Origin of the sequence: Microbulbifer mangrovi, assembly GCF_002009015.1 — a bacterium.
GTDB classification, from domain to species: domain Bacteria; phylum Pseudomonadota; class Gammaproteobacteria; order Pseudomonadales; family Cellvibrionaceae; genus Microbulbifer; species Microbulbifer mangrovi.
Window position 1 is genome coordinate 25,885 of record NZ_LZDE01000321.1, and the last position, 15,637, is coordinate 41,521.

The window sequence follows — 15,637 nt, forward strand, 5'->3', positions numbered from 1 at the left end:
TATTCCACCCCACCTACGGGAGGTAGAACCCTATAGACGCAGGATGTCGTTGTACAACGCCAGCGCCATGATGCCGAGCACCATCGCCATACCCACCTGCAGTCCAATCACCTGCACTCTCTCCGATACTGGAGAGCCCTTTATGGCCTCAATACCGTAGTAAAGGAGATGCCCACCGTCGAGAACCGGGATAGGCAGCAGGTTCAACACACCGAGACTGATACTCAGCAGCGCCAACAGTGACAGGAAAGACTGCCAACCTGCATCCGCCGAAGTGCCGGCCACTTTAGCAATGGTGATTGGGCCGCTCAAGTTACGGGTAGAGAGCTGCCCGAACAGTAATTTTTTCAGGCTTTCAAGCGTAAAGACCGTCTTGCCCCAGGTTTCCTCAAGCCCTTTATTCAGTGCGCCGAGTACACTGTAGTGATAGCGGCGCACCTTGTCTTCGGGCCAGGAAGCCGCCACCGGCAATACACCAATGCGCCCTATGGTCTCGCCGCTGTCCAGCTTCACTGCATCGGGGGTAATCGACACCCGTTGCTCCGCACCATCACGCATTACGACGACTTCCACCGCCTGCTCCGGGTGCGCCTTGATATAGTCCGTCCACGCATCCCAGCTATCGAAACTGCGCCCATCGCTACCGACCACTTCGTCGCCGGCCTGCAGACCGCCACGCTCGGCGGGGGTGTCGGGGTTTACCCGCGCAAGCTTCATACTCACCGAGGGTATCCAGAGCTTTAGGCCAATCTCTTCCAGGGGGTCCGGCACTTCCCGCCCGGCCAGCCAGCGCTCGATATCTGCGTACATGTGATACTCGAGGGACGAGTCCGGGTAGCGCACCGAGAACTTGATATCCCCGGAGTCCCCCAGTCGATTGGCCAGCTGCCAGTTCAGCGCCTGCCAGGTCGGCGTGGGCTGGTCGTCAATGGCAAGGATTTCCTGGCCGGATTCAAGACCGGCCACAGCCGCCAGGCTGCCCGGCTCCACCGAGTCCACAATTGGCACGGGGCCCGAGGTGCCACCGAGGAAAACACCCCAGAACAGCACGATCGCCAGCAAAAAGTTGGCAACCGGGCCTGCGGCGGCAATCGCCATCCGTTTCCAGACGCTCTTGCGGTTAAACGCCTGGTCCAACTCCTCTGGCGCCACTGTACCTTCGCGCTCATCGAGCATTTTTACATAGCCACCGAGCGGGATCGCGGCAATGGTGAACTCAGTACCGTGACGGTCGTACCGGGACACCAGACGGCGACCGAAACCGACGGAGAAGCGCAGCACCTTGACCCCGCACCAGCGCGCCACAATAAAGTGGCCAAACTCGTGAAAGCTCACCAGCACACCGAGGGCAATCAGGGCCCAGACTGCAGTCTGTAAAAAATCTAGCATGGGGTCAGTTTACATTGATCTCGATTGCGGGCACGGCATGCCCTTGTGGGTGCCGTACAGCTCTTCCAACACTTCACAGGCCCGCTCACGAGCGATCCGGTCAGCGAGTTCGACTGCATCCAGGTCTGTCAGTTCAACCACCGGGGTGGTTTTCATGACCTTTTCGATCACCCGGGCAATCCCCGGGAAAGGCAAATCGCCGCCGAGAAAGGCGTCGACGGCGATCTCATTGGCAGCATTCAGAACCGTGGGGGCACTGCCGCCGGCTTCCATCGCTTCCCGCGCCAGTCGCAGACAGGGAAAACGCGCCTCGTCCGGCGCCTCAAAGTCGAGCCGCCCTTGGGTAATCAGATCCAGCGCCGAAACCCCGCTGTCGATGCGCTCCGGGAATGCCAGGGCATGGGCAATCGGAGTACGCATATCCGGGTTACCCATCTGCGCCAACAGGGAGCCATCACGATACTGCACCATGGAATGGACGATACTCTGGGGATGCACCACCACCTGGATATCCGCCGGGGTGGCGTGAAAAAGATAGCAGGCCTCGATGAATTCGAGCCCCTTGTTCATCATTGTCGCGGAATCTACGGAGATTTTGCGCCCCATAGACCAGTTGGGATGATTGCACGCCTCATCCGGAGTCACATTATCGAGCGCCTCGAGCGCAGTGGTGCGGAAAGGCCCGCCGGAACCGGTCAGAAGAATACGCTCAACACCCGCCTGCCGCAGGTCATCACACGGATACGGCAGGCACTGGAATATGGCATTGTGCTCACTGTCGATGGGAAGTAGCTGTGCGTCACTTCCCGCCAGCGCCGCCATAAACAGCGGCCCGGCCATCACCAGGGATTCCTTGTTGGCCAGCAGCACCTTTTTGCCGGCTCGCACCGCGGCGAGGGTCGGTTGTAGTCCCGCCGCACCCACGATAGCGGCCATTACCACGGCCACCTCCGTGTCAGACGCCACCCGGCACAGGGCATCCACTCCCCACAGTACCTCGGTGGGCAAATCTTCGTTGCGCAACGCCAGCTGCAACTGCTGCGCCTTCTGCTCATCCAGCACCACCGCATAGCGCGGTGCGTACTTTCGGCACTGCTGCGCCAGTTCCTCGACCCGATCACGTGCGGTAAGGGCAAACACCGAGTACTTGTCAGGGTGACGCGCAAGTACATCCAGCGTGCTGACGCCAATGGAGCCGGTGGACCCGAGTACACAGACGGGTTGTGGGATCGTGGAATGCATGGAAACGAACTACCTCAGGGCCCCGATAGCGAATCGGACAGATCCGGTCGCGGGGCCAATTTTCGTCGACGGTGCAATGGCGGGGACAATCACAAACAAAATATGCGCTAAGCCTGAATAGGGTTACAGATATTTTGGCAATTCGCTGGCAAGCGCCGCCATGGTGAATACTGGCAGCGCTGCCGTGAGGCTGTCGAGCCGGTCAAGAATACCGCCGTGCCCTGGCAGGATACGACTGCTGTCCTTAATACCGCGATGACGCTTGAACATACTTTCGACCAGGTCGCCAATCACAGAAGCCAGCGCCGTCACGAGCACGCCAAAAGTAAACAATATGGTGTTTTTGGTCGGCAGATCGAAGGCGAAAGAGACTGCCAAGGCCAGTACCAGACAGGCCGCCAGCCCCCCGAAGAAACCTTCCCAGGATTTGCCGGGGCTCACCTCGCGTGCCAGCTTATGCTTGCCGAATTTGCGGCCCACGAAATAGGCGCCCACATCGGCAGCAACCACAACAGCCACTACGAACAGCACCAGCCAGGCACCGTGTTCCTGCCCCTGCAGAATGACCACAGACAGCCAGGCCGGAACCAGCACAACAAGCCCGATCAGGCCGCGGGCCCAGCGATTACCCCATAACATGGCACTGGCCGGATATCCCTGCACCCACAAAAATGCCAGCGCCCACCAACCGCAGGCTACCGCCAGAATCTGGCGAGCGCGATCCGTGTCAGGATTGGAGAAATCAAAATTGAAAACATAGCGCGCGGTAGCAACCAGTGCCGCACCCAACGCTGCCAGGAATACAAACCGCAATGCGCGATTCAGGTTAGAGAGGTTGGCCCACTCCCAACCGCCCAGCACGATGATCGCGCCAACGGCAAGGGAAAACCATTGCAGAGGCACCCAGAAGAGCAGCCCGAGGAAAAAAGCGACCAACACCAGCGCGGTAATTATTCGTTGTTTTAGCACCGTTAAACCCTTGATCTATTTATTCTGGTGGCTGGCTGGGTACGGCACCCAGTCATCCAGCGCACATTCCAATTTTCTGCCTTGGCCTCAGGCGTGCGCTTCCAGGCCACCGTCACTCCGGCCGCCGTAACGGCGATCCCGCCGGCGGTATGCGTCCAGAGCGCTATCCAGCTCCTCAACGCCGAAATCAGGCCACAGCGTTTCCGTGAAATAGAACTCACTGTACGCAGCCTGCCAGAGAATGAAATTACTGATTCGCTGTTCACCGCTGGACCGGATCAACAGATCCACCGGCGGCAGGTCCGCCAACTGTACACGCTCGCCCAGCGCCGCATCGTCAATCGACTCCGGGGAACGCTCACCACGCGCCACCTCTTCCGCCAACGAACGGGCTGCTTGCGCGATGTCCCACTGGCCACCGTAGTCTGCAGCGATCACCAGGGTGCCTTTACTGCCCTCCCGGGTCAGCGCTTCAGCCTCGGCAATAGCCCGTTGCAGGCGCGGGGAAAACCGGTCGCGACGCCCGATAACCCGCAATCGCACACCCTGTTCCTGCATTTTGCGCGCCTCTCGACGCAGATAGGAGTGGAACAGGGTCATCAGCAGCTCCACCTCTTTGGGCGGGCGCTGCCAGTTCTCACTGGAGAAGGCGAACAGCGTGAGCACCTCGATATCGCGCGCCTGGCAGGCCTCGATCAGATCGCGAATCCGCTCGACACCCGCTTTATGTCCGGCGGATGGGGACAGACCCCTCTGGGCCGCCCAACGACCGTTGCCATCCATAATGATGGCTACGTGCCGCGGCCCCAACTGTTCGTGCGCTGCCACACCGGTACCGCCAGTAGACATCAGATTTCCATCAGGTCTTTTTCTTTCGCTGCCAGCGCCTTTTCAACCTCGGCAACGTATTTGTCGGTCAGTTTCTGGATCTCATCCGCTGCGCGGCGCTCATCGTCTTCGGAAATCTCCTTGTCCTTGACCAGCGCCTTCACTTCCGCCAGCGCGTCGCGACGGTTGTTGCGGATGGATACCCGCGCGCTTTCCGCTTCGCCCTTGGCCTGCTTGATGAAGTTTTTACGGGTTTCCTCGGTGAGCATCGGCATGGGAATGCGGATCACGGCACCAGCAGTGCTCGGATTGAGGCCGAGGTCAGACTTCATGATGGCCTTTTCAATCTCGGGCACCAGGTTTTTTTCCCAAGGTGTCACAGACAGGGTGCGCGCGTCTTCCACGGTGACGTTGGCCACCTGGGACAGCGGGGTATCAGAGCCGTAGTAGGACACCTGTATACCATCGAGGATGCTGGGGTGCGCACGGCCGGTACGAATCTTGTTGAAGTTGCTGCCCAGGGCCTCCAGGGCTTTCTTCATGCGCCCTTCTGCTTCTTTCTTGATATCTTCAATCACTGATTCACGTCCTCTTCAATAAGTGTGCCCTCTTCACCGCCGACAACGATATTCAGCAGTGCGCCGGTCTTATCCATGCGGAATACCCGCACTGGCATGTTGTGTTCGCGGCAGAGGCAAATTGCAGTTAAATCCATAACCCCGAGCTTTTTGTCGAGCACCGCATCATAGGTGAGGCGGTCGTAACGGGTCGCATCGGGCACCAGTACCGGGTCAGCGGAGTACACGCCGTCGACTTTGGTGGCCTTGAGTACCATTTCCGCTTCTATTTCGATACCGCGCAGGCAGGCTGCGGAGTCAGTGGTAAAAAACGGATTGCCGGTACCGGCGGCAAAAATCAGAACCTCACCCCGCTCGAGATAGCGAATGGCCGCGCGGCGATCGTAGTGATCCACGATTCCGCTCATCTGGATCGCCGACATCACGCGGGATGAAATATTCGAACGCTCCAGCGCGTCACGCAGAGCGAGGGCGTTCATTACCGTGGCCAGCATACCCATATGGTCGCCGGTCACACGGTCGAGACCGGCCGCATTCAGGGCCGCACCGCGAAACAGGTTGCCACCGCCGACAACCAGGCCAACCTGAACACCGATGCCGACCAACTGGCCAATTTCCAGTGCCATCTTGTCCAGCACCTTGGGGCTGATACCAAACCCCTGCTCGCCCATCAGCTCTTCTCCGCTGAGCTTTAACAGGATTCGCTTGTACTTGCGGTCTTTAATACCTGGCATCCATTGTTCCTCAACTGTCACGGGCTAAATTCTGTGTTGAGACGCAACCGACATTCCGTCGAGCGCCCGCCGAACATTACAACAAATTCGGCGCTTTACCTATGGCCCTGCCCTTCCGGCAGGCCCTCAAACTCTATATTGGGCTCTGCAGAGCGCCCAACTGTTCAGATTCTGAACACAAATTGCAGTAGGCCAGATACTACAGCGGGGCGCCCCGGCAGTATTCTGATGAACACACCGGGAGCACCCCGCTGGCGCCAGCGACACGATGGCCGCCGGCAGTCTCAGGCATCAAGAGCTGGATTTTACCTGTGCAGCCACTTCTGCTGCGAAATCCACTTCTTCCTTCTCAATACCTTCACCGACTTCAAAACGCACGAAGCTCACCACGTCCGCACCGGCATCTTTAACCAGCTTGGCAATGGTAACGTCCGGGTTCTTAACGAACGGCTGCTCCACAAGGCTGTTTTCCTTGAGGAATTTCTTGATACGGCCGCCCATCATCTTCTCGACGATTTCGGCAGGCTTGCCTTCCATATCCGGCTGCGCCTTGATGATTTCCTTCTCTTTCTCCAGCACGTCTTCCGGCATATCTTCCGGCTTCACAACCTGCGGGTTAACCGCGGTTACGTGCATGGCCACATCGCGTGCAACCTCAACTTCGCCACCGCTCAGGGCAACAATCGCTGCGATACGGTTGTTGGAGTGTACGTAGGCACCAACTTTGGGCGCCTCAACAACCTGGATGCGACGAACGCCGATGTTTTCACCGATTTTCTGAACCAGCGCTTCACGGGCGTCTTCCAGCTCACCAGCCATCAGAGCAGCAACATCTTCCTGACGATCGGCAAATGCCTTGTCGACAACCTTGGCAACAAACGCCTGGAAGTTGTCATCACGGGCAACAAAGTCGGTCTCGGAGTTCACTTCTACCAGAACACCGTAGCTACCGTCTTCGGCAACTTTAGCGGCAACAACGCCGTCAGCTGCGGTACGGCCGGCTTTCTTGGCCGCCTTCAGGCCAGAGGCCTTACGCAGGTCTTCAATCGCTTTTTCGATATCACCATCGGCCTCGGTCAGTGCTTTTTTGCACTCCATCATCGGCAGGCCGGTACGCTCGCGCAGTTCTTTTACCATTGACGCGGTAATCGCCATGATTCAATCCTCGGGTTCAGATTCAAATTCTTTGATGGATTTGAAAAAAAGGGGCCGGATAATTGGCCCCTTTTCCCTGCAGCGTAACCCATTTGTGTTACACCGCCAGTAGCCTGCGGCTAGGATTCCCTGATCAGGAATCAGCAGCAGCCTGATCGTCGTTCGCTTCTACGTATTCGCTCTGAGCAGCGCCACCAGCTTCAGCAGTGCCCGCTACTACAGCGTCGGCCACTGCAGTGGTGTACAGCTTGATAGCGCGGATGGCGTCATCATTACCGGGGATTACGTAGTCAACACCTTCCGGGCTGCTGTTGGTATCAACGATACCAATTACCGGGATACCCAGCTTGTTCGCTTCCTGGATGGCGATACGCTCGTGCTCAACGTCGATCACGAACAGCGCGTCGGGCAGGCCGCCCATGTCTTTGATACCACCGATGGAGCGCTCGAGCTTCTCCATGGTACGGGTACGCATCAGAGCTTCCTTCTTGGTCAGCTTCTCGAAAGTGCCGTCCAGGGACTGAGCTTCGAGGTCACGGAAACGCTTGATGGAAGCACGGATGGTTTTGTAGTTGGTGAGCATACCACCCAGCCAGCGGTTGCTGACGTAAGGCTGACCTGCACGCTCGGCCTGCTCTTTGATGGACTTCTGCGCAGCGCGCTTGGTACCAACAAACAGAATTTTCTTCTTCTGCGCAGCCATGCCTTTAATGATTTGCAGGGCTTCGTTGAAGGCCGGAACAGTGTGCTCCAGGTTGATGATATGAATCTTGTTGCGGGCACCAAAGATGAATTGACCCATCTTGGGGTTCCAGTAGCGAGTCTGGTGACCAAAGTGGACACCAGCCTGCAGCATATCGCGCATGCTGACTTGCGGCATAATAAACCTCAGTTATCACATGGAATCGGCGAGCTTAAATACGTCGACCGAATCCCGGGTTACATCCTCCATACCCCCCATTCACCAATCCCCACCATCATCAGAAATGACCGTGAAGACACCCAGGCGAATGTGCCGGTAGTATGTGCGGCGTTTGTTCAGAGCAAAGGAAAATCCTCGCCCCGTTGATTGGTTTCACTCCGGGCACCGCCCAAAGCGGCGCGCTTTATACCATATTCCCCCGGGCGCTGGAAGTATGACGGCCGTCAAAATGCGCCCGATACCACCTCTTTACCAGCCTGTAACCGCCCAACCAGCGGAACCGAACAACTGCTTCGAAACTGGAAGCCTTTGCGACTATAACGTCCCTACATCCGCTTGACGCCCGGAACCCGACACGCACAGCTACCACATTAATGCTGCGGCGCTGTAATTCCGCTACAATACCGCGCCGCACAGCACCGCCGACATAATCGGTGCGCAGCAAATGTGCCCATAAATGCTCAGAACTTCCGGGAATATCCATGACCAATGCTGTAAAGACTCCTGAACAGATCGCCAAAATGCGCACTGCCGGCCGCCTGGCTGCAGAGGTGCTGGAAATGATCGGCGAGTATGTGGTCCCCGGGGTCACAACCGAGGAGCTCGACAGACGCTGTCACGAGTACATCGTCGATGTGCAAAAGGCCATTCCCGCCTGCCTCGGATATCGCGGCTTCCCCAAATCCATCTGCACATCGGTCAACGAGGTGATCTGCCACGGCATACCCTCCGAATCCAAGGTGCTCAAGAAAGGCGACATCATTAATATCGACGTAACGGTCATCAAGGATGGCTGGTACGGAGACACCTCCAAGATGTACTTCGTCGGCAAACCCGCTCCTCACGCGGAGCGCCTGGTCAAAGTCACCCAGGAGTGCCTGTACAAGGCGATCGAGATCGTCCGCCCCGGCACTACCCTCGGGGATATCGGCCACGTGATTCAGCAACACGCTGAAAAGAACTACTACTCCGTGGTCAAGGATTTCTGCGGCCACGGCATCGGCGATGTGTTTCACGAAGACCCACAGATACTGCACTACGGCAAACCCGGTACCGGACAGGTGCTGGAAGAAGGTATGACCTTCACCATCGAGCCGATGATCAACGCCGGCAAGCCCGGCAGCAAGGTACTCCGGGACGGCTGGACCGCCGTCACCGTCGACCGCCGCCTGTCCGCCCAATGGGAACACACCATGGCCGTGACTGCAGATGGCGTCGAAATCCTGACCGCGCGCAAGGAAGAGTCGTTTTAAGTCGAGCCTGGACACCGCGCTTACCCCCAGACTCGCACTTGCGATCAGCACAATCGCGTGAACATGGCCTCTAGCGGCCAGGGAAGGAACAACCGGACCGGGCGCACCCCCGGTGCCGAACCGGAATCTATACAGATGAATTCCATGCAGCTGGCCCATATCCCGCACTTTCAGAAGCCCCTATTCTTCTTCGATCAGTCGCGCTTTCGGCGCGACCTGAACGAGGGCGCACGCCCTACACTGGAAATTTTCAAGGACGCTGTGGGCGCTGCCGATACCCATATGGCGCGCCGGTTTCGCGAGGGCGAGGACGTGCGCACCCTGGTCTACGAGCGCGCCCTGTTTGTGGACTGCCTGCTCCACTACGCCTGGCACCAGTTTCAGTGGCCCGACAATATCAGCCTGCTCGCCGTCGGCGGCTACGGCCGGGGCGAATTACACCCCAAGTCAGATATCGACCTGCTGATCCTGAGCGAGGACAAGCCAGACGAAGCGACGGTGGACAATATCGAGCGACTGGTCGCATTCCTGTGGGACCTGAAACTGGATATCGGTCACTCCGTCCGCACTATCGACCACTGCATGGAGATGGCCGCGGAAGACATTACCGTTGCCACCAACCTGCTTGAGTGCCGCACGGTAGTCGGCAATCCGGCCCTGAGCGAAGCCCTGAGCGAGCGCATGACCCCAGAGAAGATCTGGGCCGCAGACGCCTTCTTCAGTGCCAAGTACAACGAACAGCAAGCCCGCCACAGCAAACAGCAGGGCGCCGAATACAATCTGGAACCCAACATCAAAAACGCCCCCGGCGGTCTGCGTGATATCCAGACCATCAACTGGGTCGCCAAGCGTTACTTCCAGGTACGTACCCTCAAGCAACTGCAAGGTAAAGGCTTCTTTACCGAGGAAGAGTTCGCCATTCTGCAATCCGGCGAGGATTTCCTGTGGCGGGTGCGCTATGGCCTGCATTTGCTGGCCGGTCGCCCTGAAGAGCGACTGCTATTCGATTACCAGCGCGAGCTGGCACGGGAATTCGGCTACAAAGACAACGACACCCACCTGGCTGTCGAGCAGTTCATGCACACCTATTACCGGATCGTGATGGCGCTGCGCGAGCTGAACGATGTACTGCTGCAGTTCCTGGATGAAGTGATCCTGCAGCGGGGCAAGCATCTGCCGGTTACCCCCATCAATGAACGCTTCCAGCTGCGCGGCAACACCATCGAGGCCGCGGTCACCCGCACCTTTATCGAACATCCGCCCGCGCTGCTGGAAATCTTTGTGCTGATGGCCAACAACCCGGAAATTCATGGGGTCCGGGCCTCCACCATCCGCCTGATCCGCGAGCACCGCCACCTGATCGACGATGAGTTTCGCGCGGACCCAACTAACACCCGCCTGTTCATGCAGCTGCTGCGCAGCCCCCGCGGACTTTCCACCCAGCTCACCCGGATGACTCGCTACGGCATTCTCGGCCGCTATTTGCCCGAGTTCGGCCGTGTCACCGGGCAGATGCAGCACGACCTGTTCCACATCTACACCGTGGACGCCCACACCCTGCAGGTGGTTCGCAATATGCGCAGCTTCCGCGGCGAAGACGCGTGGGAGAAGTTCCCGCTCGCTGCCGAGATACTGTCGCGCATGCGCAAACCGGAATTGCTGTATATCGGCGGCCTGTATCACGATATTGCCAAGGGTCGCGGTGGCGATCACTCCAAACTCGGGGTAGCGGATGCGGATACATTCTGTCGTCGCCACGGTCTCTCTGCCCGGGATCGCCGGCTGGTGTGCTGGCTGGTGGAAAAACACCTGCTGATGAGTGCGGTATCGCAAAAACAGGATATTTCCGATCCGGAAGTGGTACACGCATTCGCCGCTGAAGTAGGCGACCGCGAACACCTGGATTACCTGTACGCACTGACCGTGGCGGACATCAACGCCACCAACCCGGATCTGTGGAACAGCTGGCGCGCCAGCCTGATGCGCCAGCTCTACCAGCATACCCAGCGCGCCCTGCGCCGGGGACTGGAGAACCCCATCGATCGCGACGAAATCTACGAGGAAACCCAGGCTCAGGCGCGCAATATGCTGCGCGCCATGGGACTGCCGAGCAATGCGGTGGAAGACATCTGGTCGGAAATGGGTGAGGACTACTTTGTGCGCGAGAGCGCCGACAGCATCACCTGGCACACCGCCGCCATTTACCAACTGCAGAAGGACCCGGAACGGGACGCCGACAGCGATACCGTGGTACTCACCCGCAACTCCGGCCCCGGCGAACACGACGGCGCTACCGAAGTCTTCATTTACACCCCGGATCGCCCCAATGTATTCGCCGCGGTGGTGACCGGCCTCGACATGCTCAACCTGAACATCCACGACGCACGCCTGTACAGCTCTGCCGGCGGCTACACCCTGGATACCTTTTATGTGCTGGACGAGTCCGGCCAACCACTGCTGGATGAGCCCCATCGCCTGGAACAGATCCGCAACACCCTGCAGCAGGAACTGAAACTGGTGGAGGACTACTCCAAGGTGATCCAGCGCCGCACGCCGCGCCGCCTGAAGATGTTCCACCTGCCCAGCCAGGCCCACATCTCCACCGAACCGGAAGACACCTACAGCACTCTGGAAATCACCAGTGCTGACAGGCCAGGCCTGCTGGCCCGCATCGCACGTATCTTCATTACTCACGATCTGCGCCTGCACAACGCCAAGATCTCCACGCTGGGCGAGCGCGTCGAGGATATTTTTCATATCACCGACGCCGACGACAAACCGTTGGACGACGAGCAACTGATCGAAACATTGGAACAGGCCATCTGCCAGGAGCTGGACGCCCATCAGGCGACGCTGCCTCCGCAGCCATAACCGGGTAACGGCACCAGACTCCCAGAATAAACAGCCAGGCAAACAGAGCAATCATGAACCCCAACTTGCAACAGCTGCAGCCCTACCCTTTCGCCAAGCTCGCCAAACTGAAAGCGGGCGTGGAAGCGCCCGCGGACCTCGCGCATATTGCGCTGTCGATCGGCGAACCCAAACATACTCCACCGGCGTTTGTTCGGGACGAACTGATCGACAACCTCGACAAACTGGCCGCTTATCCGGTAACCAAAGGTCTGGATCCGCTGCGCGAAACCATCGCCCGCTGGCTGTGCGAGCGTTTCCAGCTGGACACCGTGAACGCAGACACTCAGGTGATCCCGGTGAACGGTACCCGCGAGGCGCTGTTCGCCTTCGCCCAGGCTGTGGTATCCCCCGGATCCAAGGTCCTGATGCCCAATCCCTTCTACCAGATATACGAAGGGGCAGCCTTCCTCGCTGGTGCCCATCCCCACTTTATCAATTGCCGGGTCGAAACCGGGTTCAAGCCGGACTTCAACGCAGTTCCCGATTCCGTGTGGCAGCAGTGCGACCTGCTCTACCTGTGCACTCCGGGCAACCCTACGGGTGCGTTGCTGGATATCGAAGATCTCAAAAAGCTGATTGCACTGGCGGACCAGTACGACTTCACTATTGCTTCCGACGAGTGCTATTCCGAGCTGTACTTTGACGAAGACAATCCGCCAGTGGGCCTGCTGCAGGCGTGCGCAGAACTCGGGCGCAGTGATTACCGCCGCTGCGTGGTGTTCCACAGCCTGTCGAAGCGCTCCAACCTGCCCGGTCTGCGCTCCGGGTTTGTCGCCGGCGACGGGGATATCCTGGAGAAATTCCTGCTCTACCGCACCTACCACGGCTGCGCCATGCCTGTCCCAACCCAGTACGCCTCTATCGCTGCCTGGCAGGATGAGCAGCACGTTAAAGAAAACCGCGCGCTGTACCGGCAGAAGTTCGATGCCGTACTGGAAATTCTCGACGGCTGCCTGGACGTACAGAAACCGGAGGCCAGCTTCTACCTTTGGCCGCGGGTTGGAGACGGCGAAACCTTCGCTCGCGAGCTGTTCCGCCAGCAGCATATCACCGTGCTTCCCGGCGCCTACCTGGCCCGCGAAGCCAACGGCGTCAATCCGGGTGCGGAATATGTTCGTATGGCCCTGGTCGCCACCCTCGATGAATGCATTGAAGGGGCAAAACGCATCAAGCAGTTCTGCCGATAAGCGCATCCCGTAAACGAATCAACAATGACCGCAAAGAATTTATTGAAAAAAGAACGCGTGGACTACGTGCTCAACCGACTGGAAGAGCTCTACCCGGAAACGCCCGTCCCGCTGGATCACTTTGATGCCTATTCCCTGCTGGTGGCGGTACTGCTGTCGGCGCAGTGCACCGATGAGCGCGTGAACCAGATAACGCCCGGGCTTTGGGCACTGGCAGGCAATCCGTACGATATGGCGAAAGTCCCCGTGGAAAAGATCCGCGAGGTTATTCGCCCCTGCGGACTGTCTCCACAAAAATCGAAAGCAATTCAGAAACTCTCGGAAATCCTGGTCAACGAATACCACGGCCAGGTACCGGAAAATATGGCAGCCCTGGAAACCCTGCCGGGCGTCGGCCACAAAACCGCGAGCGTGGTGATGGCACAGGCCTTCGGCCACCCTGCTTTCCCGGTGGACACTCACATCCACCGCCTGGCCCAGCGCTGGGGACTCACCTCGGGTAAAAACGTGGTGCAGACAGAAAAAGACCTGAAACGCCTGTTCCCCAAAGAAAAGTGGAACAAGTTGCACCTGCAGATCATTTTCTACGGCCGGGAGTTCTGCTCTGCCCGCGGCTGCGATGGCACAGTGTGCGAGATCTGTACTACCTGCTACCCCGCACGCAAACACCCCAAAAAAATCAACAAGGCCTGACTCCGCTATCAGGACGTCGAGTACAGATACAGGAAATTCCATGATTACCATTTACGGCATCAAGAATTGCGACACCGTAAAAAAGGCTCGCAAGTGGCTCGAGCAAAACAATGTGGAGTACCGTTTTCACGACTTCCGCGAAGACGGCATGGGCGATGTTCCCCTGCCCCAATGGCTGCGGGAGTTCGGCTGGGAGCAGGTATTGAACCGACGCTCTACCAGCTGGCGCGCACTGAGCGACGCGCAAAAGTCAGAAATGGATAACGCCAGTGCCGAATCGCTGGCCAGCGAAACCCCCACCCTTATCAAGCGTCCGGTAATGACCAAAGGCGACGACACCCTGTTTGGCTTCAAAGCCGACAGCTACGCCAGCTTCGTCAAGTAACACATGCGCAGCAAGCGAGTTACCGCACACTAAACCACTTGAAAAAATTCAGACTCAGGAAAAGGAAACCATCATGAGCAATGTATACAGCATCGGCTTCGGCGTCGGCACCTGCAACAGCAAGGGCGAATGGCTCGAAGTCTACTTCCCGCAACCCCTGCTGAATCCGGCGGACGAAGTTGCCAGCGCGGTGACCAGCACTCTGAACATTGACGGCGGCAATGTCGCTGTCGCACTGGAGCAAGCGCAGCTGCAACCGCTTGCAGACCAGCTGGAAAGCGCCGGCGCCAACGAGCAAGCAGAGATTCTGCGCCAGTTTACCGGCAGCCAGCGCCCGCTGGTGGCCGTGGTCCTGCACAGTGACGACGCGCCGCAGTCTGTTCCGGAGGCCTACCTGAAACTGCACCTGCTGTCCCACCGCCTGGTGAAACCGCACGGCACCAAACTGGACGGCATTTTTGGCCAGCTGGCAAACGTTGCCTGGACCAACCAGGGCGCCATCGATCTCGAGGAACTGCCCCAGCGCCAGCTGGAAGCGCGTCTGAAAGGCGAGCTGCTGGAAGTTTCCTGCGTAGACAAATTTCCCAAGATGACCAATTACGTGGTACCGAAAGGCGTGCGTATTGCGCACACCGCCCGTGTGCGTCTCGGCGCCTACCTGGGCGAAGGTACCACCATCATGCATGAAGGCTTCGTAAACTTTAATGCGGGCACCGAAGGCCCGGGCATGATCGAAGGCCGTATTTCTGCGGGTGTATTCGTTGGCGCTGGCTCTGACCTGGGCGGCGGTAGCTCTACCATGGGCACCCTGTCCGGTGGTGGCAACATCGTGATCGCGCTCGGCGACGGCTGTCTGCTGGGGGCAAACTCCGGTACCGGCATCCCTCTGGGTGACCGCTGCACTGTGGAATCCGGCCTGTACATCACCGCGGGCACCAAGGTTGCCGTGCTGGATGACAAGGGCGAAGTGGCTGAGTCCGTCAAAGCCCGCGACCTCGCGAACAAATCCGACCTACTGTTCCGTCGCAACTCCAGCACCGGTGCGGTTGAGTGTTTGACCAACAAAAGTGCAGTTGAGCTGAATGCGGAACTGCATAGCAACTAATGTTGCGAGTAGCTACCGGGTCCACCTGATCGTATCCCGGTGGCGGCAAAGCACCTGGTGGAATATTTCGGAATCGCTGTATATACATCCCTGTACGCTCCGGCGGTGCCATCCCTGGCACCGACGGTTCCGAAATATTCCACCAGGTACTTTGCCTTCAACCATATTCATGTGCTTCGCCCGGAGTAATGGGTAACTCCATCTAGCTCCGATGAAACTCTGTACGTAGATACGAAGGTCCGGCTGGCGGGGACTCCTTGCGAGACCTTCCGCGAGAGGGACCT

The 15,637-nt window shown here is 58.5% G+C and carries 14 protein-coding genes; 6 read left to right on the forward strand and 8 right to left on the reverse strand.

What is annotated here, in order from left to right:
- Positions 1 to 30 precede the first annotated feature (30 nt).
- From rseP to rpsB, 8 genes are all read right to left on the reverse strand, one after another.
- Positions 31 to 1,389 (reverse strand): RIP metalloprotease RseP, encoded by a 1,359-nt coding sequence (gene rseP / locus B4U49_RS11920; RefSeq protein WP_078084820.1) that lies wholly within the window; start codon positions 1,387 to 1,389, stop codon positions 31 to 33.
- A gap of 9 nt (positions 1,390 to 1,398) precedes the next feature.
- A complete protein-coding gene (gene ispC, locus B4U49_RS11925) occupies positions 1,399 to 2,631 on the reverse strand; it encodes a 1-deoxy-D-xylulose-5-phosphate reductoisomerase (RefSeq protein WP_078084821.1) in 1,233 nt (410 codons plus the stop codon).
- A gap of 123 nt (positions 2,632 to 2,754) precedes the next feature.
- Positions 2,755 to 3,600: a phosphatidate cytidylyltransferase gene (locus tag B4U49_RS11930; RefSeq protein WP_078084822.1), complete on the reverse strand. Its 846-nt coding sequence runs from the start codon at positions 3,598 to 3,600 to the stop codon at positions 2,755 to 2,757.
- Positions 3,601 to 3,687: 87 nt separating this feature from the next.
- Complete coding sequence (gene uppS, locus B4U49_RS11935; protein WP_078084823.1) at positions 3,688 to 4,449, reverse strand: polyprenyl diphosphate synthase; 762 nt, start codon at positions 4,447 to 4,449, stop codon at positions 3,688 to 3,690.
- A complete protein-coding gene (gene frr / locus B4U49_RS11940) occupies positions 4,449 to 5,006 on the reverse strand; it encodes a ribosome recycling factor (protein ID WP_078084824.1) in 558 nt (185 codons plus the stop codon). The genes uppS and frr overlap by 1 nt, the downstream gene beginning before the upstream one ends.
- Positions 5,003 to 5,740: a UMP kinase gene (gene pyrH / locus B4U49_RS11945; RefSeq protein ID WP_078084825.1), complete on the reverse strand. Its 738-nt coding sequence runs from the start codon at positions 5,738 to 5,740 to the stop codon at positions 5,003 to 5,005. Before pyrH ends, frr begins: the two co-directional genes overlap by 4 nt.
- A 291-nt stretch (positions 5,741 to 6,031) precedes the next feature.
- Positions 6,032 to 6,895: a translation elongation factor Ts gene (gene tsf / locus B4U49_RS11950; RefSeq protein ID WP_078084826.1), complete on the reverse strand. Its 864-nt coding sequence runs from the start codon at positions 6,893 to 6,895 to the stop codon at positions 6,032 to 6,034.
- Positions 6,896 to 7,028: 133 nt separating this feature from the next.
- Positions 7,029 to 7,775: a 30S ribosomal protein S2 gene (rpsB, locus tag B4U49_RS11955; protein ID WP_078084827.1), complete on the reverse strand. Its 747-nt coding sequence runs from the start codon at positions 7,773 to 7,775 to the stop codon at positions 7,029 to 7,031.
- Between the two features lie 524 nt (positions 7,776 to 8,299).
- Between rpsB and map the strand changes: the two genes are divergently transcribed.
- The 6 genes from map to dapD all read left to right on the forward strand — a co-directional run bounded on the left by map (position 8,300) and on the right by dapD (position 15,353).
- On the forward strand, positions 8,300 to 9,070 hold the full coding sequence (map, locus tag B4U49_RS11960) for a type I methionyl aminopeptidase (protein WP_078084828.1): 771 nt from the start codon (positions 8,300 to 8,302) through the stop codon (positions 9,068 to 9,070).
- Between the two features lie 135 nt (positions 9,071 to 9,205).
- Positions 9,206 to 11,941, forward strand: a complete 2,736-nt coding sequence (locus B4U49_RS11965) for a [protein-PII] uridylyltransferase (protein WP_078084829.1) — start codon at positions 9,206 to 9,208, stop codon at positions 11,939 to 11,941.
- 53 nt (positions 11,942 to 11,994) lie between these two features.
- Positions 11,995 to 13,170 carry a succinyldiaminopimelate transaminase gene (gene dapC / locus B4U49_RS11970; RefSeq protein WP_078084830.1) on the forward strand — a complete coding sequence of 392 codons (1,176 nt, stop codon included), beginning with the start codon at positions 11,995 to 11,997 and terminating at the stop codon, positions 13,168 to 13,170.
- A gap of 24 nt (positions 13,171 to 13,194) precedes the next feature.
- Entirely contained in the window at positions 13,195 to 13,863 is a 669-nt protein-coding gene (gene nth / locus B4U49_RS11975; protein WP_078084831.1) for an endonuclease III, read from the forward strand.
- Between the two features lie 40 nt (positions 13,864 to 13,903).
- Entirely contained in the window at positions 13,904 to 14,248 is a 345-nt protein-coding gene (locus B4U49_RS11980; protein WP_078084832.1) for an ArsC family reductase, read from the forward strand.
- Between the two features lie 73 nt (positions 14,249 to 14,321).
- The gene (gene dapD / locus B4U49_RS11985; protein WP_078084833.1) at positions 14,322 to 15,353 is read left to right on the forward strand and encodes a 2,3,4,5-tetrahydropyridine-2,6-dicarboxylate N-succinyltransferase; all 1,032 of its coding nucleotides are present in this window, start codon (positions 14,322 to 14,324) and stop codon (positions 15,351 to 15,353) included.
- Positions 15,354 to 15,637: the final 284 nt, after the last annotated feature.